General features: G+C 48.7%; 22 protein-coding genes. 12 read left to right on the top strand and 10 right to left on the bottom strand.

Annotated features, from left to right (window positions below; genetic code table 11):
* Nucleotides 1-523: 523 nt before the first annotated feature.
* From ACOQOZ_RS21140 to ACOQOZ_RS21130, 3 genes are read right to left on the bottom strand one after another with little or no spacing between them, the layout of a single operon-like run.
* Nucleotides 524-1,411, bottom strand: coding sequence for a hypothetical protein (locus ACOQOZ_RS21140; protein WP_420590134.1), 888 nt, complete (start codon nucleotides 1,409-1,411; stop codon nucleotides 524-526).
* A complete protein-coding gene (locus ACOQOZ_RS21135; protein ID WP_420590133.1) occupies nucleotides 1,404-1,874 on the bottom strand; it encodes a DUF4124 domain-containing protein in 471 nt (156 codons plus the stop codon). The genes ACOQOZ_RS21140 and ACOQOZ_RS21135 overlap by 8 nt, the downstream gene beginning before the upstream one ends.
* A 41-nt stretch (nucleotides 1,875-1,915) precedes the next feature.
* A complete protein-coding gene (locus ACOQOZ_RS21130; RefSeq protein WP_420590132.1) occupies nucleotides 1,916-2,971 on the bottom strand; it encodes a DUF3080 family protein in 1,056 nt (351 codons plus the stop codon).
* A gap of 225 nt (nucleotides 2,972-3,196) precedes the next feature.
* On the opposite strand from ACOQOZ_RS21130, the gene ubiM reads away from it, so the two are divergent.
* Nucleotides 3,197-4,426 carry a 5-demethoxyubiquinol-8 5-hydroxylase UbiM gene (gene ubiM / locus ACOQOZ_RS21125; RefSeq protein ID WP_420590131.1) on the top strand — a complete coding sequence of 410 codons (1,230 nt, stop codon included), beginning with the start codon at nucleotides 3,197-3,199 and terminating at the stop codon, nucleotides 4,424-4,426.
* A gap of 10 nt (nucleotides 4,427-4,436) precedes the next feature.
* Here the strand turns inward: ubiM and ACOQOZ_RS21120 are convergent, their stop codons facing one another.
* Nucleotides 4,437-4,988: a pilus assembly FimT family protein gene (locus ACOQOZ_RS21120; RefSeq protein ID WP_420590130.1), complete on the bottom strand. Its 552-nt coding sequence runs from the start codon at nucleotides 4,986-4,988 to the stop codon at nucleotides 4,437-4,439.
* A gap of 302 nt (nucleotides 4,989-5,290) precedes the next feature.
* Between ACOQOZ_RS21120 and ACOQOZ_RS21115 the strand changes: the two genes are divergently transcribed.
* On the top strand, nucleotides 5,291-6,121 hold the full coding sequence (locus ACOQOZ_RS21115) for a DUF6502 family protein (RefSeq protein WP_420590129.1): 831 nt from the start codon (nucleotides 5,291-5,293) through the stop codon (nucleotides 6,119-6,121).
* The gene (locus tag ACOQOZ_RS21110) at nucleotides 6,111-6,413 is read left to right on the top strand and encodes a hypothetical protein (RefSeq protein WP_420590128.1); all 303 of its coding nucleotides are present in this window, start codon (nucleotides 6,111-6,113) and stop codon (nucleotides 6,411-6,413) included. The genes ACOQOZ_RS21115 and ACOQOZ_RS21110 overlap by 11 nt, the downstream gene beginning before the upstream one ends.
* A 64-nt stretch (nucleotides 6,414-6,477) precedes the next feature.
* Here ACOQOZ_RS21110 and ACOQOZ_RS21105 read toward each other — a convergent pair whose 3' ends face one another.
* On the bottom strand, nucleotides 6,478-7,203 hold the full coding sequence (locus ACOQOZ_RS21105) for a hypothetical protein (protein WP_420590127.1): 726 nt from the start codon (nucleotides 7,201-7,203) through the stop codon (nucleotides 6,478-6,480).
* A gap of 176 nt (nucleotides 7,204-7,379) precedes the next feature.
* Here ACOQOZ_RS21105 and ACOQOZ_RS21100 point away from each other — a divergent pair, with 176 nt between their 5' ends.
* The 3 genes from ACOQOZ_RS21100 to ACOQOZ_RS21090 all read left to right on the top strand — a co-directional run bounded on the left by ACOQOZ_RS21100 (nucleotide 7,380) and on the right by ACOQOZ_RS21090 (nucleotide 13,945).
* Nucleotides 7,380-9,392 carry a beta-propeller domain-containing protein gene (locus tag ACOQOZ_RS21100; RefSeq protein WP_420590126.1) on the top strand — a complete coding sequence of 671 codons (2,013 nt, stop codon included), beginning with the start codon at nucleotides 7,380-7,382 and terminating at the stop codon, nucleotides 9,390-9,392.
* 237 nt (nucleotides 9,393-9,629) lie between these two features.
* The gene (mfd, locus tag ACOQOZ_RS21095) at nucleotides 9,630-13,103 is read left to right on the top strand and encodes a transcription-repair coupling factor (RefSeq protein ID WP_420590125.1); all 3,474 of its coding nucleotides are present in this window, start codon (nucleotides 9,630-9,632) and stop codon (nucleotides 13,101-13,103) included.
* Nucleotides 13,100-13,945, top strand: a complete 846-nt coding sequence (locus ACOQOZ_RS21090) for a CsiV family protein (protein WP_420590124.1) — start codon at nucleotides 13,100-13,102, stop codon at nucleotides 13,943-13,945. Before mfd ends, ACOQOZ_RS21090 begins: the two co-directional genes overlap by 4 nt.
* Nucleotides 13,946-13,957: 12 nt before the next feature.
* Here ACOQOZ_RS21090 and ACOQOZ_RS21085 read toward each other — a convergent pair whose 3' ends face one another.
* Entirely contained in the window at nucleotides 13,958-14,698 is a 741-nt protein-coding gene (locus tag ACOQOZ_RS21085) for a hypothetical protein (protein WP_420590123.1), read from the bottom strand.
* A 137-nt stretch (nucleotides 14,699-14,835) separates the two neighbouring features.
* On the opposite strand from ACOQOZ_RS21085, the gene ACOQOZ_RS21080 reads away from it, so the two are divergent.
* Nucleotides 14,836-15,045, top strand: coding sequence for an addiction module protein (locus ACOQOZ_RS21080; RefSeq protein ID WP_420590122.1), 210 nt, complete (start codon nucleotides 14,836-14,838; stop codon nucleotides 15,043-15,045).
* 3 nt (nucleotides 15,046-15,048) lie between these two features.
* Nucleotides 15,049-15,336: a type II toxin-antitoxin system RelE/ParE family toxin gene (locus ACOQOZ_RS21075; RefSeq protein WP_420590121.1), complete on the top strand. Its 288-nt coding sequence runs from the start codon at nucleotides 15,049-15,051 to the stop codon at nucleotides 15,334-15,336.
* A 101-nt stretch (nucleotides 15,337-15,437) separates the two neighbouring features.
* Here the strand turns inward: ACOQOZ_RS21075 and ACOQOZ_RS21070 are convergent, their stop codons facing one another.
* Entirely contained in the window at nucleotides 15,438-16,286 is an 849-nt protein-coding gene (locus ACOQOZ_RS21070) for an alpha/beta hydrolase (RefSeq protein WP_420590120.1), read from the bottom strand.
* A gap of 71 nt (nucleotides 16,287-16,357) precedes the next feature.
* Entirely contained in the window at nucleotides 16,358-16,804 is a 447-nt protein-coding gene (locus tag ACOQOZ_RS21065; protein ID WP_420590119.1) for a MarR family winged helix-turn-helix transcriptional regulator, read from the bottom strand.
* Nucleotides 16,805-16,981: 177 nt separating this feature from the next.
* Between ACOQOZ_RS21065 and ACOQOZ_RS21060 the strand changes: the two genes are divergently transcribed.
* The 4 genes from ACOQOZ_RS21060 to nrdD all read left to right on the top strand — a co-directional run bounded on the left by ACOQOZ_RS21060 (nucleotide 16,982) and on the right by nrdD (nucleotide 21,483).
* On the top strand, nucleotides 16,982-17,437 hold the full coding sequence (locus ACOQOZ_RS21060; RefSeq protein WP_420590118.1) for a DUF1772 domain-containing protein: 456 nt from the start codon (nucleotides 16,982-16,984) through the stop codon (nucleotides 17,435-17,437).
* 41 nt (nucleotides 17,438-17,478) lie between these two features.
* A complete protein-coding gene (locus ACOQOZ_RS21055; protein WP_420590117.1) occupies nucleotides 17,479-18,855 on the top strand; it encodes a flavin monoamine oxidase family protein in 1,377 nt (458 codons plus the stop codon).
* Nucleotides 18,856-19,139: 284 nt separating this feature from the next.
* A complete protein-coding gene (gene nrdG / locus ACOQOZ_RS21050) occupies nucleotides 19,140-19,613 on the top strand; it encodes an anaerobic ribonucleoside-triphosphate reductase activating protein (protein ID WP_420590116.1) in 474 nt (157 codons plus the stop codon).
* A gap of 55 nt (nucleotides 19,614-19,668) precedes the next feature.
* On the top strand, nucleotides 19,669-21,483 hold the full coding sequence (gene nrdD, locus ACOQOZ_RS21045; RefSeq protein WP_420590115.1) for an anaerobic ribonucleoside-triphosphate reductase: 1,815 nt from the start codon (nucleotides 19,669-19,671) through the stop codon (nucleotides 21,481-21,483).
* Nucleotides 21,484-21,508: 25 nt separating this feature from the next.
* On the opposite strand, the gene ACOQOZ_RS21040 is transcribed toward nrdD, so the two are convergent.
* On the bottom strand, nucleotides 21,509-23,254 hold the full coding sequence (locus tag ACOQOZ_RS21040; RefSeq protein ID WP_420590114.1) for a protein kinase domain-containing protein: 1,746 nt from the start codon (nucleotides 23,252-23,254) through the stop codon (nucleotides 21,509-21,511).
* Nucleotides 23,255-23,435: 181 nt separating this feature from the next.
* Nucleotides 23,436-24,911: a NarK family nitrate/nitrite MFS transporter gene (locus ACOQOZ_RS21035; protein ID WP_420590113.1), complete on the bottom strand. Its 1,476-nt coding sequence runs from the start codon at nucleotides 24,909-24,911 to the stop codon at nucleotides 23,436-23,438.
* Nucleotides 24,912-25,117 lie beyond the last annotated feature (206 nt).

The raw sequence follows: 25,117 nt of genomic DNA, 5'->3' as shown, positions 1-25,117 counted from the left end.
GCCCACAGTTTTTGTGGATAATTCTGTGCTTAACCATCATAAAAAGCGCCCGAAGTGCGATAAAACCTCACCCCTAGTCAAATTGATCACTTTTTAAACAGTTTAAATTTTTCTATACTTTTCAATGAGTTATAAATTGCAATAGTTGTTTTACGAAAAATCCGAAGAAAATCCGGTGGATTTACAGCGCTGCATCGCCAATGTGCATAAGCGACACCAAATGCGCAAAAGCAGTGCCAGAAACAGGCAATAACCACAAAATAAACAAGGCTTAAATCAACTACGACAACAGCCACGGTTAATCATGGCCTGCAAGGTAAGTGGATACTTCTTCACAGATTCTGTGGATATCTCAGTGGACAAGCATTAGAAAACAGCACCCAATGCCCGGTTTTATAAGGCCGGTGACAAATTGATGCATTTTTACTCAATTTAAAAAAAGCTTGAAAAACAACAGATTAGAAAACAACCAAACGAAGGTGCCAAAATTACGTGGCGAAATCGACAAGCCAGTCAGCCAATGTTAATAAGCCTTGATGCCCAGCTTCAGTAACGCCTTTGTCAGCAGATTATCGAGGTTTGCCAGATCTTGCTCACGTATCTCAGATACCGCCAGCCCGGCTGCCGTTAGCTGTTCCAGCCGCTGCATCTTACGGCGCAGAAAATCTGCACTTGGCTGCCCTTTTGGGTATCCCCAGAATTCAATAATCAGCCCCGGTTGTGGCAGATAGAAATCGACGGCGACGGTTTGTGGTGACTCATCTTCGGCAGTCTGGGAAGCCAGTGCCGTTACTGCAACAGGGCGCTCACAGGCGTAACTGATGCGATGCAGATAACACCAGTTGGCAATCAGTCGCTCACCAGGGTTTCGGCACTGGCGCCCATCCAGACTGCGGCAGTCCGGGTTATCAGGATCAAGCTGAGCAATTGCGGCCTGCCAGTCAGGTCGTTGTTCGATTGTTTGAGGCCAGCTGACGTAAGTTGCGCCCTGCTCGGTTTCTTTTTTAACGCCACCCAGCGATTGGCCCACTGCGGTCAGTTGCCAGCCCGAAGCAACCGCTTCGATCCAGCCCAATTCCGCCAGCAATAAGTTAACCAGCCGTGCCGGAGCGGCAACTGGTTTTGCCAGTGCAGTAGCGCTGAGCTGCTTTTCTTCCATGGTTGCCAGCAGGCGATGTTGTAACAGAGATTCTGGCCAGACGATGTAGCGGCCGTATTTGTCCGATTGCAGGTATTCACCGCCCTCAAACTCGCCTTTCGCCGTCAGCTGGTAATGGTTTTTACCATCTTCTCCTTTCTCGCGAGTAAGCCACTGCCGCTCTAACAGCCGCTCAAATAACATACGGCTATCAATGCCCGCTTTTTTAGCCAGGCGTGTGGTTGATAACTTCTGCGAACGTGCCTCAGCCACCGTTGCCACACTCCTTCTTGTAACGTGCTACCAGTTCTTTGCGATAGGCAGCACCTTTGGCTTCATCCATATATTCGCGCTCACCCTTATCGTTGGTGGTGTAGATAGCATTGGCGCGTAACATCTCATCACGCTTTGCCGCCAGGCGTTTACACATGGCCGCCTTACGCTCTTTTGCGGCTTTGGCTTTGGCGCGTTTCTCTTCACGCTGCTGACGTTCATCCGACAGCGTTTTCAGTAATTGTTGTTGCCGGCGAGCACGGTCAGCTTCATTGGCAACCGGTTCATTACTGGTACGGGGGGCAATTTTTAATTCGACTTTTTCAGCCGAGGTCGGCTTCTTACGCGGTGGCTGATCACCAAAATGGACTTTGCCATTTTCATCAACCCACTTGTACACCTGCGCCTCAACAGCGCCAGCAGTCATCAATAGACTGATTAAAACCGTTAATCCATATTTCATTATTCTGTACTCCATTTAATTCTGTGCCGATCATAACCCGATTAATCTGAGCTGGCACGACCTGGTGACTGACCACATTCCGCCAGCCAGTTCTGCCAGGCTTTAACGTGACGCAGATTCATTTGCTCAAACTGTTGTTTCTCGAGTTGCAGCGACTCAAACCACAATAAAAACTGCGGGTGCGGCGACAGCTCAGGGCTGAGATTGGTCGCTAATGATTTAACCGCCTTTAATCGTGGCCATAATTCATTGCCGAATTTATAAATGCGCCCGAGATACGGCTGCAGCTGAGCGACATAAAACTGATTAAATACGTTACGCAGATATTCCGCCTGTTTTTTCTCCACGCCGTTGCTGCACAAACTTTTCTTTTGCTGACTCTGCTCCAGCATCAACGCAGCACGATATAAGCTCGGCGTCATAATTCGCAGACTGTTACGCCAACGGCTTAACGATTCAGCCAGATGTAACTGCTGTAGCTGCTGCTCCATATCAGAATCGGAATAAACGTAATTCTGTTGTTGCCAGTCAAGCCCCTGATCGATGGCATAATCCAGCGCCACCAGCCCCGGGCGCAAATGACCCGGCGAAGCTCCCCCCTGCTCCAGCGGTTCACGACTGCCAGAAATATACGATTGCCATTCAGCAGCGGCAAACCAGGCATTCCACCAGATTTTTAATGCCTGCTGACGTTTTTGTTGCAACGCCTGACTCAATAACTGCGCCAGCTCCGGGTTACTGCTTTGTAATGCCTCGATACAGGCTGGCGCCAACAGCAGGAAGTCCCGTTCCAGATGCATTTTCTGACTGGCAGGTGCCAACTTGCCTAACTGGCTGTTTTTGTAGCCCAGCGACTGTGCCAGCTCGCAGGATTGCAGTTTCAGAAAATCCAGCAATGAGACCTTACCGGATTCAATCAGATAGCTTTGCTGCTTCACCTGGGTCAACGGCGGAGGGTTATTAAGGAATGAGGGATCGTCCGGCAGATTTTCAGCAGTAACCCGGGCGATTCGTTCGAGATAGTCCTGTGCAATCTCGTCCGGGGATGGGCTACAGGCAGCCAGCGTCAGAGAAATAAAAATTAACAGCCATTTCATAGATTAACCGTCCGATTTCAGCCATGCGGTTCTGGCAATCAACATGTGTTCCAGTGTAAAAGTTTATCGGTCTGACGAACAGCCAGCGGTGAACATCGCCATGGGTGATAGTTGCGACTACCTCCGATGAGCGTGATTATCAAATCTTGATCAATATCAGCGTTTTCTGGCGTTAACCTGATAGCCTGCGGCCAGATTCTCGCGTTTTTTGCTCCGGAGCCCGATATGAAACCAGCCACCGATTTCCAACAACCAACCACGCTACCTGCGTTATTGCATGCCGATGTTGCGATTGTTGGTGCCGGCCCCGCCGGGCTGAGCTTTGCATTGTGTCTGGCCAACTCCGGACTGAACATCACCATCGTCGATCAACAACCGCTGGCTGCCATCGCGGACCCAGCCATGGACGGGCGCGATATCGCCATGAATCATTTATCCAAAGGTATCCTTGAAGAGCTGGGCGTCTGGCAACGTTTTCCGGCGGGCGAAGTACACCCGTTAAAGGAAGCCAAAGTCATCGACGGCAACTCACCTTACACCCTGCACTTCGAACGCAGTGATGATCCGGTTGCACCTTTGGGTTATCTGGTTGCCAACCATCAGATTCGCAAAGCCTTGTACCAGCAGGTTATTGAACACGAAAATATTCGCCTGATCACGGAGGCCAGCGTCACCAATGTGCATACCAACGCGGCGGATGGCGTTATTGAACTCACTGGCGAACAAGGTCAATCAACACTGAGAGCGTCACTGGTGGTTGCGGCCGATAGCCGTTTTTCCGCTGTACGCCGTATGATGGGCATCTCGGCACGAATGAAAGATTACGGCCGGGTAATGATGGTGTGTAACATGGAGCACGAACGTGACCATGAAAACACCGCCCGTGAATGCTTCTTTTATGGTCGTACCTGCGCCATTTTGCCGCTGGGGCCAAACCGCTCATCGATTGTGATCACCACTCCGTCATCACGCTCAACTGAACTGACCAATCTGAATGACGAAGACTTCACCCGCGAAGCTGAAAATATGCTCAGCCAGCGTTTAGGCAACATGAAACTGGTCACAGAACGCTACTCTTATCCGTTGGTTGGCGCCATGTCGAACCGTTTTATCGGCCAGCGTTTTGCCTTAATTGGTGATGCGGCGGTGGGAATGCACCCGGTCACGGCCCACGGCTATAACCTCGGACTGCGCTCTGCCGACACACTGGCGCAACAGATCATCAAAGCTCAGCAGTCCGGCAAAGATATCGCTTCACAGTGGGTACTGGGTAATTACGAAGTACGCCATAAACTGTTAAGCACACCCATTTATGACGGCACCAATCTGGTGGTGAAGATGTTCACCGATGATAACCCGATGGCCAAAGTTGCCCGTAAAGTGGCACTGCGCTTTGGCAATAACTTTAAACCGTTTAAAAATCTGGTGACTCAGCGCCTGATTCAGGAACGCTGATTCGGAAACGTCAGCAGCCAGTGGTTACCTGTCGCACAACGGGAGCGATAACAACCGTCAGATAGCTATCGTAGGATACATAACAGCCGGTATTGATGATTTGTTGAGCGGTAGCGCCCGTGGCAATCACATCGGAGCGGGTCATATACAGTTCGCGGGTGATCAGACCGTTTTCAGAGCCATTAATGATGGTGTTAAAGGTCCAGTTATCCAGATCGATGTCCATGGCTTCGAGAATTTCCGGAACACCATCACCGCTGCCAAAGCTGCTCCCCGGGGCATCAAAATCAAGAGCCACCGGGTAGCCCTGGTCGAATAACACACCGTTGGCGATAAAGCCGTTATTTAAGCCACCAGCGTCCTGATTGACCCGGGCGATGGTGTGTTGTGTCGCCGCTGTTGAATTAAACGTGCCGGCTAACCCTTCTAATGCAGCAATACGTGCTTCGTCACGGAGATCGGCAAACCGTGAAATAACAAAAGCCGATAAGATTCCCGCAATAACAACCACCGCAATTAACTCAACTAAGGTGAAACCTTCAGAGTTTTTCTGCATTTTCATAACCCGCAGTCCAATACTAATAACCAAAAGACACAATCTGTTATGAAGATTAGTCGATAAGGTGAGGTGACTGTAGGAACAAATTGTTATTTTAGTTAATTAACCCGCGCGATCCTGCCAACAGCGTTGTCTGGCGCCAACGGCAACAAGCGCGACACAAGCGACTGTGACCAAAAATAACTACGACCAAAAGTAACTGCGAACGGCCCAGCGTTCTTAGAAAAGCAGATCACTTTCGGGTTTACACGACGATTACACCCAGCCAACATGGCAAAATTTCCCATTTATTGCATAATGGTGGCATGAATCAGCTGCAAACCCCTTCCCGTTTGTTATCGGTGGTACGCACCATATTGCGTCCACTGGTCCACCTGTTACTCCGGTATCAGGTGACGTTTCCCGTGCTTATGCCAATTCTGAAGCAGCTGTATGTTGATGTGGCAGAGCAGGATTTCCCCATCGATGGCAAAAAACAAACCGAAAGCCGCTTAAGCCTGCTGACCGGTATTCACCGTAAAGACGTCAAACGCCTGCGCCAGGAAGCCGCGGAACATATTGAAGCTCCGGCTTCGGTCTCGCTAGGCGGGCAAATGGTGGCGTATTGGCTCAGCACTCCGGGTTATCACAAAAAAGGTAAACCCCAGCCGTTATTACGTCAGTCTCAAACCCCCGGTGATATCAGCTTTGAAACTCTGGTAGAAACCGTTGGCCGCCAGGATATTCGTCCACGTGCGGTTCTGGATGAATGGCTAAGACTGGGCGTTGTCCGGGTTATTAAGCAAAACGACAGTGACGATAAAATCGAGCTGTGTAATGAAGCCTTTATTCCCCGTGATGGCGAAGACGAAAAGTTATTTTATTTCGGACGAAACTTGTCTGACCACATTAAAACCAGCAGCCATAATTTATTACCCGACAGCGAACCGAGACTGGAACGCAGCGTCTATTACGGCAGCTTATCCGCCGAAGCAGTAGACGAGTTACACCACTTCTATCGCGAACAAAGCATGGAACTGCTGAAAAAAGTGAATGAAAAAGCCCGCGAGTTAAAACAAAACTCGCCTGGTGACTATCGAATGAATGCCGGCGTTTATTATTGCCAGGAAAGGAATGAGGAAAATAATGAACATTAATATCGCGATGTTTTCCGCGCTGCTGTTAACTGCTGTTAGCACTCAGGCTGGCACTGAAATAGAAGGCATTGGAGGAACCGGCCAGCGACCGGGCGAAGATGGTTTTGGTGGTACCGGTAAACAACAGGGTGGTCAGCGCCCGGAGTTTCCACAACGGCCTGAAATGCTGGAATTACCCGCACTGGAAAGGCCACAACGTCCAGAAACATCTCGCCCTGAGATTGTCCGACCGGATACCGGAGAAGTGTCTGACGGTGCCAGTGAACCGCCGGCTGGAGACGTGCGTAAATAATTCAGCGGCGCTTAAATTTCGGTGCGGCTTTAATTCCAGTGCCGCTGCCGAAAACAGAAAGACCTCAGAAGCGGACACTCAGACCCACACTCCAGTCACCGTCCGCTTCAGCACTGCCGTACGGTGACCAGTGATAGTCCAGCCACTCGAAACCAGCCATTAACGTAATCGCATGATTGTTATCGCGGCCAGGTTGGCTGGCTTCACTGCCATCATAAAACAATGAATAGTCGGCCAGTTTTATTCCAGCCCCCCAACGCCAGCTGTTCTGCAAATCAAACTCGCGACTTTTACCACGCTGGCGATAACCCAGATACGACCAGTAAACACCCTGCTGCCATTGCTGCAGCAATTGCAGCCGAATCCCCTGATCAACACTGCCGGTACCCAATGAATCCTGCGCTTCGGCGGTTGGCAACTTCAGACGAAAACGTACGTCCCACCAATGGGATAACCAGAGCCGCTGAACCAGATAGGTGGCCGACAGCCAGCTGTCTGTGATTCCTTGTTTACCGTCGCTGTAACGCAACCAGCCGGAACCGGCTTTTAACCGCCAGTGCTGTAGTCGCCAGCTGCCACTGAGGCTGACCTGGTTCCAGGAATCCGAACGTATATCATCCCCTTCGCCATAATGCACTCCCAGCTGGGCCGAGCTGAACTGCAGCTCATTCTTCTGCTCACCTTTCTGCCCGTTTTTCTGCTTACTGCCGACCTCTGCTTCATTCGCATGCAGCCCAACACTCACGCTGCTCAATAATCCAACCAGCAACGACACAAACCAATAACGCACCACAATCCCTGATATCCGGCAATTCAAAGGCGCTGATTGTATCAGCTCAGCAGTGTTTTTGTTCCAGAAGCTCGGATGCCTGGGTTTACAAGCCACTGACTTGATATGGAAATTTTTCCCACTTATCATCCAAACAATAAATGGTAAATTTTCCCATAAACGGATTGGAGATTGTTATGCGCCCTTATGTGACCAGTGCCATCCTGGCAGCCAGCCTGGGGTTAACGGCATGTATGTCGGATAATAAAAACTCAGACAAGATTGATGTCGACAACGCTCTGAAGAACAGTACGCAACTGGAGGCCTACCTGAAAAAAGGCCTGATTGGTGATATGGACGGTCAGCGCCGCAATACTGGTGAACCGGTTGCGGAAGCTGCGCAAGATTCCGCCAGTGGTGGTAGCCAGCCTGATTTTGGCAACAACAGTTCAACCACCAACACTCAGGAAAGCAATGTCGATGAAGCCGACATGGTGAAGCAAAACGGAGACTATCTTTACGCCTATTCACCGCGTAATTTCCGTACGTCGCAAAACGGACAAGGCGGTAGTAAACAAGCGATCCGCGTGTATCAAACACGAACCAATCCGGTGCGCAGCAGTAAAGTCGGCGACTATGAGTTACCGCAGCACTTTTACCAATTCCACGGGATGTTCCTGCATAACCAGGAGCTGATCACCTTATCTCAGGAAGGCACCGTTTCGATTTATCACGGCCCGGCTGTTGCCGTCGACGCTACGATCGAACCCGAAGCTGCAAATACCGACATCTCAGCCACCAGCCCGATACCAACTACCGATCAGATGCTGAAAGCATCACTGACATTCCTCAATCTTGATAACCCGGCACAGCCACAAAAACAGACCCAACTGGAATTTGAAGGTGACATCGTTGCCAGCCGTCGGGTAGGCAATTTTCTGTACGTTGTAAATCGTTTCCAGCCGCTGGTGTTACGCACTCAGGAAGACTATCGCGATCAGCAAAACTGGGTCCGCAAAGTCATCGATACCCCACTAGAAAAATTGCTGCCGCGTTACTGGGTGAATGGCGAATTAAAAGGCACGTTATTTAACGATTCCGGCTGCTACCTGCCCGATCTGCAACAACAAGGCGGTTACCACAATATCGTTACTCTGCTGAAAATCGACTTATCCAACCCAACCAGCTGGCAGGCCAAATGCAGCAGTGGCCGTGTGAATGATGTATACACCTCGGACAACGGCTTATTTTTAGCCGCTGGCTATTACAACAAAGGCACACGTATCGATCAGTTCTCAATGGACGATTTGTCGTTGCAGGCCAGCGGTCGCATTCCGGGCTTTTTACAGTGGCCAATGCCCGCCTTCCGTATGAGCGAAAAAGACGGCTATTTACGGGTGCTGGTTTCCAACCGTGATTTTATTGCCCTGCCTGAGCCGATTGACAGCCCGGTCGCGCTGGAATCAGACGCAGTGCCAGCGGGTGATAACATCCCACCATCCTGGTCTGATGCCCGCCACCGCTTATACGTACTTAAAGCCAATGCTCAGCAACAATTTGACCAGGTTGCTGTTATTCCTAACCGGGAACAAACCACCATCATTGGTAAGCCCGGCGAGCAGGTAAAATCCGTAGGTTTCCGCGGTGATCGTGCCTATATCGTCACCTTCCGCCAGACGGACCCTTTGTATGTGATTAACCTTAGCCAGGCCGATAAACCGTTTGTTGAAGGCGAACTGGAAATTGAAGGCTTTTCACAATATCTGCATCCGCTGTCAGACAATTTATTACTTGGCCTGGGTATCGATGCCAACAGTGCCGGTCGTACTCAGGGCTTAAAAGCGACTTTGTTTGATGTCAGCAACCCGGCCGCACCAACTGAGATCAACTCCCAGTTGTTTGCTGATGATCGATCCCATGCGGAATACCTGTACGATCACAAAGCGGTCAGCTTCCTCGACAGTGCGGATCAACAAACCACCCGCATCGCTTTCACCTGGAGCAACTGGAACCGCACCCGCATTAACCACATGCGTGTGATCGACATCGATAAATCCAGTAAGTCGATGAGCCTGGTGACCGACCATATTTACGCGAATGGCGGCGAGCAATCTTACGAGCGTTACAGCCGTGCAGCGTTACATGCCGATGGCGTACATCTGGTTCAGGATGGTGAAGTGACCTCAGGGCCGGTTTCCAGCTTTCACTGAGCACGACTGACGACATAATCCATTTCCCTTCGGCTCACCGATAGCAAACCTGTTGTGGTGGCAGGTTGCTATCCGTGAGCCTTTTTTCTTTCATCCGTCACTGCTGTCACCTGCCGTCAGTAGCCGCCGCTCCATCGCAGACTTTTAATAATCTGACGCTCAACTTTCCAGCCTCAATTCGCTAAACTAGCGCGCTGTTTTTATTGGTACTTTCCAGATACCCATTGGAGTCAACGCATGGTCAGCCCGTTACAGCCCGATTGCCCAAGTAAAGCCGCAGAACGCCGCTTCTGGGGAGACCTGCACGGCGCCAGTCAGGCGCTGGCGATTGCCAGTGCAGCGAGCAATCAGAAAGGTCTGACCTTAGTTGTGACCCGTGATCCGAACACCGCTCTGCGCTTAGAAGAAGAGATTCGTTTCTTCGCCAGCGAGCTGCCGGTATTACACTTCCCGGATTGGGAAATCCTGCCCTACGATGTGTTTTCTCCACACCAGGATATTGTCTCCCAGCGTATCGCCACCCTGAGTCAGCTGAGCGATTTAAAACAAGGCGTTCTGATTCTGCCAATCAGCACCCTGCTGCATCGTTTACCGCCAGCCAATTTTTATCAGGGCCAGAGTTTTGCGTTGGATATCGGAGCCAACTTCGACGTTGACGCGACGCGTTTGAAACTGGAAGCCGCCGGTTACCATTGTGTGGATACCGTCTACGAACACGGCGAGTTTGCGGTGCGTGGTTCGATTATGGATATCTTCCCCATGGGCCAGGAGATGCCCTTCCGTATCGAATTATTCGATGACGAAATTGAAACCTTGCGTACCTTTGAGCCCGATAGCCAGCGTACCGTCGAAAAAGTCGATTCCATCCGTATTTTACCGGCACGGGAATTTCCACTAAACACCACGGCCATTCGTACGTTTAAAGGTCGCTGGTACGACTTCTTTGAACAAGACGGCAAGCAGTGCCCGATTTATACCGATATTGCCGATGGTATCGCTCCGGCCGGTATAGAGTATTATCTGCCGCTGTTTTTTGACGATGATTTAGGCAACTTCTTCGATCACCTGCCAAAAAACACCCTGGTGATTCACGACAGTGAGCTGGAAGCCTCGGTTGAACATTTCCGCAAAGACGTGGAAGAACGCTACGAAAGCCGTCGCTACGATATCCAGCGCCCGATTCTGGCACAGAGCCATTTATTCCTGGCCGCCGATCAGTTATTCAGCCGCTTAAACGAATTTCCACGAGCCCAATGGCACGATAAAGACTTACCGGATCGGGCTGGCGCTACGGCGTATGCAGCGGAAAAAATGGTGGATATCAGCGTTGATTCGCGTCTTGAGCAACCGTCACAACGCCTTGAATTCTGGTTAAAGGAAAATGCCGCCGATCAGGGTGGTAACCAACGGGTTTTATTCTGTGCTGAATCCGCCGGTCGTCGTGAGGCATTAAAAGATTTATTGCGCCGTATAGAAGTTCGCCCACGGGAAATCGACAGCTGGGATGAATTTGCAACAGGTACAGATGCGCTGGGCATTATTATCGGCCCAATTGAGCATAGTGTGCAGCTGACCGAAGATCAGCTGGTGATCATCACTGAAAACGAATTATTTGGCCAACGTATTCAGCAACGTCGCCGTCGTACCAAGAAAACCACCGATGCGGATTTAATGATTCGTGATTTATCCGAGTTACAGCCGGGCTCTCCGGTGGTGCATCTGGATCACGGTGTTGGTCGCTATTTAGGCCTGGAAACATTGGAAGCCGGTGGCCAGACCAACGAATTTTTAATGCTGGAATACGCCACCGGTTCAAAACTATACGTACCGGTGTTATCGCTGCATTTAATTTCCCGTTATGGCGGTGGTGATGAAAGTACCGCACCGCTGAATAAACTCGGCAGTGAAAAATGGGCAGCAGCGAAACGTAAAGCGGCAGAAAAAATCCGCGATACTGCTGCTGAGTTGTTGGATATTTATGCTCGTCGTGAAGCGAAAAAAGGTTTCGCCTTTGATAAGCCCGACGATGATTATCATCGTTTTGCCGCCGGTTTCCCGTTTGAAGAAACCCCGGATCAGCAGGCGGCGATTGAAGCTGTCATTGGTGATATGACCGGCAAACGCCCAATGGATCGTCTGGTGTGTGGTGATGTGGGCTTTGGTAAAACCGAAGTGGCGATGCGTGCGGCCTTTATGGCGGTACAAAGCGGTAAACAGGTGGCAGTGTTAGTACCGACTACCCTGCTGGCGCAACAACACTATCAGAACTTCGCTGATCGTTTTGCCGAATGGCCGGTAAAAGTCGACGTGTTATCGCGTTTTAAATCGGCGAAAGAAACCCAGGCATCGCTGGATAAAATGCTGGAGGGTAAAACCGATATCGTGGTAGGTACCCATAAACTGCTGCAGAAAGATGTGAAGTTCGACCAGCTCGGGTTATTAATTATCGACGAAGAACACCGCTTTGGTGTGACACAAAAAGAGCGCATTAAATCCCTGCGTGCCAACGTCGATATTCTGACCTTAACCGCCACGCCAATTCCACGTACGTTAAATATGGCAATGGCGAGCATTCGCGATTTATCGATTATTGCCACGCCGCCTGCCAAACGTTTAAGTGTGAAAACCTTTGTTCGCCAGCACGATGACGCCACCATTAAAGAAGCGATTCTGCGGGAAATCCTGCGTGGTGGTCAGGTGTATTACCTGCATAACGAAGTCAAAAGCATCGAAAAAGTCGCACGTGAATTAGGCGAAGCCATTCCCGAAGCGCGTGTCACCTTTGCCCATGGCCAGATGAGTGAGCGCGAATTAGAAGGTGTGATGGGCGACTTCTATCACAAACGTGCCAACGTGCTGGTGTGTACCACCATTGTTGAAACCGGTATCGATATTCCATCGGCGAATACCATGATTATCGAACGGGCCGATAAATTCGGTTTGGCGCAGCTGCACCAACTGCGCGGCCGTGTTGGTCGTTCGCATCACCAGGCGTATGCGTATTTATTAACGCCGCCACCAAAAACCATGACCAAGGATGCGGAGAAACGTTTAGAAGCGATTTCTTCCGCCCAGGATCTTGGCGCTGGCTTTATGCTGGCGACCCACGATTTAGAAATTCGTGGTGCTGGTGAGTTATTGGGCGACGAACAAAGTGGTCAGATCGAAACCATTGGTTTCACCCTCTATATGGAGATGCTGGAGCAGGCGGTGAACGCGATTAAATCCGGCAAACAACCGGGTGATGATCTGGTACTGAATCAGGGCACCGAAGTGAACCTGCACGTACCGGCGTTAATTCCGGCGGATTACCTGCCGGATGTGAATGGTCGTTTAACCCTGTACAAACGTATCGCCAGCGCCCGTGATGAAGCCGAATTAAAAGATCTGCAGATCGAAATGATCGACCGTTTTGGTCTATTGCCGGATGCGGTGAAAAACCTGTTCCGCCAGACTGCGCTGAAACTCAAACTGACACCACTGGGCATTGCCAAACTGGATGCCAGTGACGAAGCCGGTCGTATCGAATTTGCCGCACAAACCAGTATCGACCCGTTTACTCTGGTCAAACTGGTGCAAACCAAGCCCGGCAGTTATAAACTCGAAGGCGGCCATACATTGCGCTTCTTCTTTAATATGCGCACCATGGATCAACGTTTTAATGTGATCGAACAAGTGGTCACCGAATTGCAAAAGGACCCTAACTCGTGAGTTTCCTTTCCTCTTTACGCCGCAGCGCCGCAGTTTTTTCGTTATTACTGCTGTCTGCCGCTCTGCTTCCGGCAACTACGCTGGCAAACCCATGGTATCGCGTGGAAGTTATGCTGGTTGCTTATCAGGATGAAGAAACCATCGATCATGAGTTATGGCCGGATGCCATCACCAGCGAACCACCTGCTTTCGAAATTGCCGACGAAATCGATAATACCCAGCACAGCTATGACTGGTGGTTAAAGCCACAAGCAGATGGTTCTGAAGCCACTGCTCTCTGGTCGAAATTTGGCGTGGAAAAAACACCGGACAGCCAGTTCCCACAGCCGTTAACTCAGCTGGACTATCTGATTTTTGCCGACAAAGCCGCCAAGATTAATCGCCGCAAAGATATGGAAGTGATCTGGCACCAGGCCTGGATTGAACCGGTTCAGAGCGAAGATAAAGCGATCAAACATCCAATCGACGTTTCATTGAAAGACAAGCTGGACATTCAGCTGCGTGGCACCATTCAGCTGCATGTCAGCCGTTATCTGCACATCAATACCGATCTGAATATTCAGCATTATGAGCTGGCTGAACCGAATGAATTAGCGGCGCTATCTTTGCCTGCTTCCAGTAATGAAAAATCAGATTACCGTGCCGATTTATTGAGTGGTAGTGAAGTCTCCTTGAGTGAGCCTCAGCTAGCTCCGATTCGTTCGGCCAAAATCCAGCAAAGCCGCCGCATGCGTAGTAAAGAATTACACTATGTGGATCACCCTATGCTGGGCTTAGTGGTGAAAGTCATTCCGATTGAAACGAAAGAGGATGTTTTGCCTCCGGAAGATGGCAAGAAATAGAAACCACTCTTATTAATTACTTGGGAATGGCTCTAATATACGGATAACAATATTTAGCCATTCTCTCGTCTGATTGACTTCCCAATCATCAATTTCTTCTCCTGATTTTTCTTTTCTTCTATATATCTCAAGTAGTGTACTAGATTTAGTAAGAAGCTCGTTCCATTGAATATAACATTCTTCACTAATTATCGAAGCTAGAGTTAAATTTATTCCAAGCAAATGTTCTTTTGATTTAAGTAACTTTAGAAACCCGCCCGTAATCGTCATCAATTGATTTTCTTCGGGCGTTAATATAATTGAATCAACTTGCTTTCGCCTAAGCCGGAAACTCAATTCATGTAGCTGATTTCGAATCTCAACAGCTTCTGCAAGAGAAAGGTGTTTATCAGAGACCAAATTAGGTGATGGATAAGCTCTTCGGATGTCAAACAAGAGAGGTGCAACAAAATGGTTTAACAACACTCTCATATTATTTTGCTGCTTTCTTTGTGCGCTCTGTGCACGACGATACGATACTGCATCGAGAATAATATTAAATATTATCCCTGACAGCCCCAATGAGAATAGAGTATTTCCCAACAAAGACTGGCCATTATTATTAACTAATGCCCAACCAATGAATGCCATCGCCCCGAATGAGGTCAAGAGTAAAAAATATTTTTTAAGGAATAAAGAAATCTCATCTCGAATCACAATATAAGCCAAAACACTAATGTTTATTACTAACCAAATTAGACAAACGTATTCCATTACTCACTTACAATCTTTTGCTAAGAAGGGGATGATTATATACCCATCTCACCGCACCTAAGAAATCAGTTCAACATTTACTCAACCTTCCATCCAAGCTATCATCTAGATTCATTAACTCCTGCGGAGACTAAGCTATGGGCGAAGCAGCAGAATCTCTTATAAATCAAGCACTTGCTCTTACATCCAAAGAAAGAGCGATCATTGCTGAACAGCTCCTGTTAAGTTTAAACAAGCCCAATGAAGAGCTTGATCAGATATGGGCCAAAGAAGCAGAAGCCAGAGTTGAAGCACTTAACCAAGGCAAACTGAAAAAGGTTTCCGCCGATTCTGTTTTAGGAAAGTGATCAGTGAAGGTCTCTTTCCTTGACGTTGCTGCAACCGAATTTAGAGAAGCCTTCGACTATTACGAGTCTGAGCAAACAGGGTTAGGAGAGCGCTTCAAAATCGAAGTAAAAAATGCAATCTCCCGGATTACCACCCATCCAAATGCTTATCAAAAGCTGAGTAAACAAACACGCAGATGCCTGATTGCAAAATTTCCGTACTGCATCATTTTTCATCACAACCATAACGAAGTAACCGTTATTGCCGTTGCCCACCTTCATAGACAACCAGACTATTGGTTGTCGCGTTAGCAATAAGGTTCTGCCACACCAGCAATCAGAATATGAAAAGGCCAGCTATCACATCAGCAGGCCTTATACGCACAATCAAGATATTCCGAAGAGTCGAAACTCTAACCCGCCATTTTTTCTCTGCCATTCAGTAAAAAATCACTCACCACCGAAATCACTTCCGGATCCCTGATAATTCTGCGATGACCTAAACCCGAAGCCTTCCAGATTTCTGCGCCAGAAAGTTTGCTCTGAATTTTCTCCGCTGCTGCAAAAGGCACTTCAATATCATCTTCCGAGTGTATTAACAGTACATCCGGCTGACACGGCAACAACATATTTCCCACATCAAGTTGGGCAGCCGGCCGCCCAACCTTTTCTCCAACGCCGTGTATAAACAGTTTGGTTGGTTTATCCGGTAAGCCAACAAAGCCCGCAAAGGCTTGTAAGGTATCGAGCATATTGGCAGGAGAGGCAATTAATACGTAGCGCGGAATATTCACACCAGACTCGCGGGCAATGGCCAAACCAGCGCAGCCCATTGAGTGGCCAACCGCTGCAGCAAAAGGACCCAGCTCTTCACTGGCGGCACGGACCGCATTAGCAAATTCCACCGGATTGGTTTCCAGCCCACCGGAGTTGCCATGCATCGGTGCGTCGATAGCAATTACTTCATACCCCTGCTGTGATAACGACTCCGCAATCACACTCATCTGACTAGCGCGGCTCTCCCAGCCATGCATCAATAAAATCCGCTGCCCTGCTCCGGCCCATTTCAGTGCGCTGAGTTGGCGACCATAAGCACGACCAAAGCTGATTCTTTGTGCCCGGGATTCCGCCTGCTGTTCCCAGTCTTTTGCTGCAAAAGCCCGCGGCGATAGAAACAGTTTGACGCTTTGCTGCGCCGTTTTATGCGGCATCAGGCGCCCCATGATCTGGTTTTTACTTCTCAGTATCTGCATAACATTCATCGTTATTCACCTCAGTGTTAGCCGCTCCCTTATCGCCATTAACATGTATATACATATATCTGGCCAAATTTTTACATCGAAATAATCGCTTCGGTCAGTTCAACCAGTTGCTCGCTGGCCGCTTCGCCTAAGCGATCACTGACATCTTGTTGCGCCTGCTGCCAACGTTCCCTGGCTTGCTTAAAAATCGCTTTGCCATCCTCAGTAAGAGACACCATAGACACACGCCGGTCCTCTTCCCCCGGTCGGGTTTCAATATAACCGGCCTTTAACAGCAACTTCAGATTGCGTGTCAGAGTAGTTTGCTGCAACACCAGCACACCTTGCAGGTCTTTTTGCGAAGTTGCTTTCAGGTACCACAGTGCTCTTAAAACAGAAAATTGCGCAATGGTGATTCCCAGGTCGCGCAGATAGCCGTCGTAATGACTGGTCAGCACCCGATTAGCCTGACGCAGGCGCAGGTTGAAGCAAGGCTCCACACGCTTATCCAGTGCTCTTGGGTCGATACTGTCTGTCATAGGCCTTCTCAAATTCTGACGCTGCAGCAAAGTATATGTATATAAATGTATTTTTTACAAGCCCCTGCTCCGACAGAAATGGACGAATAATCAAATAAGAAAGACGTTAAAGCATTATAAATCCAGCTTTTCAGACGGATACTGGTGGGCCATAACAGTCGAAGCAGAAGGTAAACGATGGAATATTCATTATTACAGTGGCTGACCGGCGTGGCGCTACTGAGTACCGGCCTGATGACTGGTGTCTATTTTACCTTCTCCGTGTTTGTGATGGCCTCACTGCGGGCACTGCCACACGATCATGGTGCCAAAGCGATGATCAGCATTAATAAAGTGATTCTGACGTCAGCCTTTATGCCATTGTTTTTTGGCTCCAGCCTGCAGAGCCTGGCATTACTGTTCATCGGTGATGGACTGGTGCAGCTGGCTGCTGCCATTTATCTGCTGGGTATGTTTGTGATTACCGCAGTATTTAACGTACCTCTGAATAACCGGCTACGTGACGCACCGGAGCAACAGCTGAACGAAACCTGGCAGCAGTATTTGCGTCACTGGACTCGCTGGAATCATATTCGCACTCTCAGTTCTCTGATTGCAGCGACCTTGTTTTTACTGAGCTTGAGTGGCGACTGAAGTGGCTTACAATAGCCGGGCAGCCATTTCTGGAGCCCGCTATGCCCACCTTGCCTTCATTTTCTCAGCTACCTTCTTCACTAAGACCTAAGCCGCTACCACAGTTACGCCGCCTGTTATCCGGGTTGATCATTATCTCACTCGGTTTATTAACCGCCTGTGCCGGGACGTCGAAAAACGGCAATCAGAAAATCATTGTTGTTGGCGCAGGTATCGCAGGCCTTGCCGCAGCACAGCGGCTGAAAGAAAGCGGTCATCAGGTAACCGTGCTGGAGGCGCGCGATCGTATTGGTGGAAGAATATGGACGCTGCAGGTGGGTGATATCAAACTGGATATGGGCGCCAGCTGGATTCATGGCATCAACGGTAATCCCGTTTACGACCTGGCCCAGCAACTGAATCTGGATACCGTCGCAACCGACTACGACAATATTGTGCGTTACGACCATTCCGGCAAACAAACACAATTAAATGAGCTTGAAGTCGAACAGTTCTTTTCATCACTGAATCGCCAGGGCATACAAAACCCTGATAGCGCTATCGCCGAATTAGCGGCACAGGCAGACACAGCGGGTCTGTCGCCACAACAAAGAAATTACCTGATTAACACCACGCTTGAACATGAATACTCAGGTAGCAGCCAATCACTTTCTTTTGCCGCTCTGCAGGAAGGTGAAGAATATTCCGGCGGTGATGTTATTTTCCCCCAGGGTTATGCGCAGATTATTAACCACTTACAACAGGGCCTGAACATTCAGCTGCAACAAGCGGTAAAACAGATCAATTACCAGGAAGATCAGGTTATTGTGTCCACGTCCCAACAACAGGAATTCCGGGCTGATAAAGTGTTAGTTACCGTGCCACTGGGTGTATTAAAAAAGCGCGTCATTCAATTTAACCCGGTGTTGCCAGAAAGTAAGCTCAGCGCCATAGACCGTCTGGGAATGGGCACTCTTAATAAAGTGTATTTAAAATTTCCCTCCAACTTCTGGGGTACTCAACAAGATCTGATTGGTTTTATTGGCGAGGGAAATGGCCAATGGGCTGAGTGGCTGAATATTGCCAAATACATCGGTGAACCTGTTTTACTTGGCTTTAACGCCGCCAGCTTTGGTGAAGCCATTGAGCAGTTGAGTGATGCTGAGATCCAACAACAAGCCATGACCACTCTACACAAAATATATGGCGAGGATATTCCTCAACCTGAAAAAATCTGGGTAACACGCTGGCACTCCGACCCATTCAGCTACGGTTCCTATTCCTTTCTAAAAACCGGTTCACAGGCTAAAGACCGGGCGGAGCTGGGACAGCCAATTAACAATAAAGTGTATTTTGCTGGTGAAGCGATTAACCGGGATTACCCGGCAACCGTTCATGGTGCTTATTTATCCGGATTGGCTGCTGCCGAGTCGATGTAAAAGATAATCGCGACTCAGCCGAATTTGCTGTCACCCCTATCAAACTAAAAACGGTATTACCTCAAAGGAGCCTGCATTTTTGCAGGCTTTTTATTAGGCCTTTCTTCCTTTCGCTTTTCTCCCTCCTCCCTCCTCCCTCCTCCTTTCTCCTTTCTCCTTTCTCCTTTCTCCTTTCTCCTTTCTCTCTGGTGGTACCTCTTAATCTTCCTTTCACTTATCTGCGATTCGGGAAACACTATATATAGAACAAAATCAAACCTAAGACACAAGATATAGCCATAGAAATGAAAGCAGAGTTAAGAACGGATACACCTTATGTTGTTTTTCAGGAATGCCCTGGAGAAGTTACTCTGGCCTTTAGCTGTTATGGCTGCCCGCTTGCCTGCGACGGTTGTCACAGTCCGGAACTCTGGTGCGCCAGCAATGGACAACCCTTATCAGATCAGCAATTCCAGGCATGGCTTGATTGTTATCAGGGGCTGATTACTGCCGTGGTGTTTTTTGGTGGTGAATGGGCGGTGTTTAACCTGCAGCAAAAATTAAAAATTGCACGCCGTTACCGGATAAAAACCTGTCTGTATTCCGGCTTAAAACACATTTCCTGCCATCTGCGCCCTTATCTGGATTTCGTAAAACTGGGCCCCTGGATCAGCGCTCATGGTGGCCTGAACAACCCAAAGACGAACCAGCGTTATTACCAGTTAACCGACGGTGAAATCAGTGCTGACCTTACCTGTTTATTTCAGCAGGCTGATTAACTTCACAGCCGATTCATTGAAAAATCGTTGCCATTAATACCCAAGGAGATACGCCATGTTGCGCCTCACCCCAGACCAGATTCAGGAAAAACTGCAGTTTATCGATGACTATGTTCACGCCAGCAATGCGGCTCAGGGATCGAAGTATGACGCCAATGCCAACGTCACCCATAAAAATATTGCCACGCTCGAAGCCGAGTTAATGAAAGATGCGGTAATTCAGGTAAACCGGGCCAAGGTGAAAGAGAAAATTACCCAGCTATATGATGCACAGCTGGCAGAAGAGTACGAGCGCCAGATCAACAACCACGAAATCTATATCCACGACGAAACCAGTTTAAAACCTTACTGCGCCTCAATCACCATGTATCCGTTTTTATTACATGGGTTAACCAAACTGGGGGGCGAATCCAAAGCGCCTCAACATCTGGAATCTTTTTGCGGTTCGTTTGTTAATCTGGTGTTTGCTGTCAGTGCCCAGTTTGCCGGTGCGATTGCCACCGTTGAATTTCTGACTTACTTCGATCATTTTGCCGCACGCGATTATGGTGATGATTATCTGGAGACCAACACCAAATGCATCGCTAACCACCTGCAACATGTGGTGTACGCGTTAAATCAGCCTGCAGCAGCTCGGGGTTACCAAAGCGTGTTCTGGAATATTTCGATTTATGATCGGTATTATTTTGAATCCATGTTCGCCGATTTTGTGTTTCCTCACCAAGATGAACAAGGTGCGCTACAAAAGCCCGATTGGCAGCGGGTTGAGAAACTGCAGCGCTTCTTTATGGACTGGTTTAATGAAGAGCGTAAAAAAGCCATCCTGACTTTCCCTGTGGTGACTGCAGCCATGCTTACCGAGAATGGCGACTACAAAGACCCGGAGTTTGCCCAATTCTGTTTTGAGCAACTGGCACAAGGAAACTCCTTTTTCAGCTATTTATCCGATAATCCGGACTCGCTGGCTTCCTGCTGCCGTTTACGTAACGAGATTACTGACAATACCTTTTCTTATACCTTAGGCGCCGGTGGAGTCAGCACCGGCTCTGTTAATGTGATCACCATGAATATGAACCGCTTGGAGCAGGATGGTCGTGATTTAAACAGCGAAGTCGAAAAGGTTCATAAATACCAGCTGGCTTATCGCATGCTGATGGAAGACTACCGGGATCACGGCATGTTACCCGTGTACGACAATGGCCTGATTGATCTGAATAAGCAGTTCTTGACCATTGGGATCAATGGCATGGCAGAAGCAGCAGAGAGCCAAGGAATTTCAGTCGGTAATAACCCGGAATATAAAGCCTTTGTGCGCGACCGTTTACAGGTGATTTATCGGGCGAACCAGAAAGCCAAAAAAGAAACCGGAATATTATTTAACACCGAATTTGTTCCCGCTGAAAACCTCGGAGTTAAAAATGCTAAATGGGACAAAAAAGACGGCTATCAGGTTAACCGGGACTGCTATAACTCATATTTTTATCTGGTAGAGGACACAAACTGTAATCCGCTCGATAAGTTTATGCTGCACGGCGAAGAAATGGTCGAATATCTTGATGGTGGTTCCGCATTACACCTCAATCTGGAGGAGGCCTTATCGGCTAAACAATATCGCCAGCTCTATAAAGTAGCAGCCCATACCGGCTGCCAATATTTCTGCATTAATGTTCGCATCACGGTTTGTAATCAGTGCGATCATATCGATAAGCGTACCGTTTATCGTTGCAACAGCTGTGGCAGTAATAACGTTGACCATGCCACCCGAGTGATAGGTTATCTCAAACGGGTATCTGCCTTTAGTCAGGCACGTCAGCAGGAACACGATATTCGTTTTTATAAACGACAACACGCTGAGCAGACTGCGCTTTAACTGAGGATACTGTTCCCGGCTGACATCAGTCAGCCGAGAACAATACTACCATCAGCAGTAACATCAGAATCCAGAAGGCTGACATAAGCTGCCAGAACAATAATGGGCTGCGGGCCATCTCGATTTTTGGATCATCACGCAGGAAATCCGGGTTAGGATTTTTCAGGTCTTTAATAAAGTCGGCAATCGAGAAATAGCGTTGCTCGAGGTCGAATTTCACTCCCTTCTCCAGCGCCCGATCAAACCACAGTGGAATAATATGATTGTATTGGCTGGCCGTGTGATAACGCAGGCGATCATAGTCCGCCGCAGTGCGGCATTCTTCAACCCCTTCGCCATAGGGTAAGTGGCTGGTGAACAGCTCATAGGTGATGGTTGCTAACGCGTACAGGTCTCCCTGGGTTGCACTGTTTTTTCCTAATAAGTAATTCGGATCGGCATAACTGGCGGTACCTAAAACTCCCTCATGACGAATTGGGGTAAATACTTCAGCCAGACTGGCGACGTACACCGAACCAAAATCAACAATTTTGATCCGGTTATCGGCGTTAATCATAATGTTGGCCGGGCGCAAATCCTGATGCACGGTATCGTTGCGATGTAATGCCGACAACCCCAAAGCGATTTGCTCAACAATATTAATGGCAATCGCCGGATCCGGTTGTGGATTATCAGCGATCCATTGCTCCAGTGTTACGCCGTCCACCAGCTCCAGCAAATAATAGAGAAATTTTTTCTCACGTTTAACCTGCTTCACTTCCACCAGGTAAGGGCTGGAGATACGTTTTCCGACCCACTCTTCCTGAATAAAACGGTCGATATAGTGGTTATCACCCTCGTAATTCAGCGACGGCGTTTTCATCACCATCACATCACCGGATTCTGAATCGCGCACCTTATATAACTGGCTGCGGCTGCTGGCGTAAATTTCTCCCAGCACTTCAAAACCATCCAGCTTCATACCGGCTTCCAGCGCAGGCGGAAATGGCAGCCGGGTTAAGCGTGCGTTGTAATCATCGATATTTTCTTCATCCAGTTTATCGATCACCCCAATGGTGGCACTGATATTGTCATCGCTGCCGTTCTCCAGCGCCTTTTTTACCAGATTCGCTGCCCGTGCCGAGGCCTCGCCCGGCTGGGATAACAGGCTGATCAGTTCATTGTCATCCATAAAGGTATGTAAGCCGTCACTGGAACACAGCAGGATGTCATTCTCCTCCAGCGGGAACTGGTTATATTCCAGATGTAACTGGCTATCCATCCCCACTGCCCGGGACAAAAATTCCTCGCCTTTTCTCAAGGTAACCGAGTGATCCTGAGTCAGCTGTTTAAGCTCGCCATTGCGCAATAAATACACCCGACTGTCACCCACATGAAACACATGAGCGGTGCGCGACTTAATCACCACTGCACACAAGGTACATAAAAAGCCTTTACCTTCGACTTTGTACTTCAGGCTTTTGCGAAATAATCGGAGGTTGATCGCAGAGACAATATTCTCCGCACTGTAGCCAACACTCCAGGTATCCGGGGTGTTGTAATAATCTTCAATAAAGTTATTAACCGTACTTTCACTGGCTTCCTGGCCCGCTTCGGCGGTACTGACACCATCGGCTACTAGTAAACACACTCCTTTATGTTTCAGCTGATGGTTATTATCGGGAACACATAAACCCACGGCATCTTCATTCAGGGGCTTTACCCCTTTATCGGTTGCAGCACCACAATTAACGTTAAGATTGTGGCTGGTGTTTTCCATGGTTTTTTCCATATTGCGCTCCTCTATCTGAAACGTTAACTGCGCTTCTGAAACCGAAAAATCAGCAAAGCATTATTTTTCAGCCGCCGGATCGGACAGCACATCCATGTGCTGGCGATCCTATCGCAACGTCCTGTTGCTGCTTTGAAAAACAATCGCTTTACTGATTTCTGTTAGCTTCGAAAGTGGTTAATTAACCAATATCAATCACATGCACAGTGCCGTCTTCGGCCACTTCGGTCATCTGGCCTTTTGGTTCATCCAGGAACATGGCGGCGAAGAAAATCACTGCAGCCGCACCGGCAATTACCAGGAAGAAGGTGCTGTAATCAACAAAGCTTAATACTGTCAGGAAAGTTACCGCGCCGACGTTACCGTAAGCACCTGCCATACCGGCAATCTGGCCAGTCATGCGACGTTTTACCAGAGGAACGATGGCGAATACCGCACCTTCGCCCGCCTGTACAAAGAAGCTACAGCACATGGTGGCGATTACCGCAGCCGGGATCCACCATTCACTGTTAATCTGCGACAGCACCAGGTAACCAATCGCCAGACCACCAATCAGGAACATCAGCGACTTACGACGACCAAAATTATCCGAGAACCACCCCCCGGTTGGACGTGCCACCAGGTTCATAAAGGCGAAACCAGAGGCTAATAAACCGGCTTTAACAGGGTCCAGGCCGTCGAAAGTTTCCAGGAAGAACAGTGGCAACATAGAAACGACTGCCAGTTCAGAACCAAAAGTAACGAAGTAAGATAAATCGAGAATCGCAACCTGCTTAAAGTTGTATTTATCCGATTCAGGCACACCGGCTTTTAAATGCTCGTGGTTAACGTGCCAGATCGAACGGGTTTGTACCGCAAACAATGCAACCAACACGCCCCACAGAATATACATAGTATTGGTATCAAACAGGCTCACACCGGATGGTGACAGTTTCCACGCCAGCACACCCAGAGCAACATACATAGGTACGTTCATCAGCAGGTAGAAGTACAGGTCTTTCATGCTGGTGACTTCTAAACCACCGGATTTTTTCGGCTTAAAGTAAGTCGAACCTTTCGGAGTGTTACGCGCAAGCCTGTAATAAATAGCACCATATACACCGGCAATCACACCAATACTCATTAACGCATAACGCCAACCGTCATCACCGCCGTATAACAACGCAATGGTTGGTAACGTCATGGCACCAGCGGCAGAACCAAAGTTGCCCCAGCCACCATAAATACCTTCGGCGACACCCACTTGTTTGGCCGGGAACCATTCACCCACCATACGGATACCAATTACGAAACCGGCACCGACAAAACCTAACAGAAAGCGGAACAGTGCCAGCTGCTCATAACTGTCTGCCAGAGCAAAACCAAAACTGATCACCGACGAGATCATCAACAAGCAGGAATACACAATTCGTGGACCGTATTTGTCCACCAGAATACCAATTACGATACGTGCGGGAATCGTCAGAGCAACGTTCAGAATTAATAAAGCTTTAACCTGCTGACTGCTCAGATCAAAGGCTTCTTTGATAAACGCCATTAACGGCGCATGGCTGAACCAGAGTACAAAGGTTAAGAAAAAAGCAAACCAGGTGATATGCAAGGTTTTGATTTTGGGGTCGCTGAATCTTAAGACATTCAGACTGGTGTTCTCACTCATAACAAGTCCTCACTATGAATCTGAGAGATTTAGTAGGCCCTAGTTAACGCCCGCGGGAGACGGCTGAGATTGACCTGAATCAAACTAAAAAATCATCTACTCCTTGTGCCCCGCTGCGCCTGAAATAGCTACCCCCAAGGGGGTATTCCACTGCTACCGGGTTACTGAATTAATATAAACAGCTTTTCTAATGGGTGGGTATTCCC

Source organism: Bacterioplanoides sp., from assembly GCF_965219715.1.
Classification (GTDB): Bacteria; Pseudomonadota; Gammaproteobacteria; order Pseudomonadales; family Oceanobacteraceae; genus Bacterioplanoides.
Note: the sequence above shows the minus strand (reverse complement) of the source record. Positions and strands in the feature narration are given on the sequence as shown.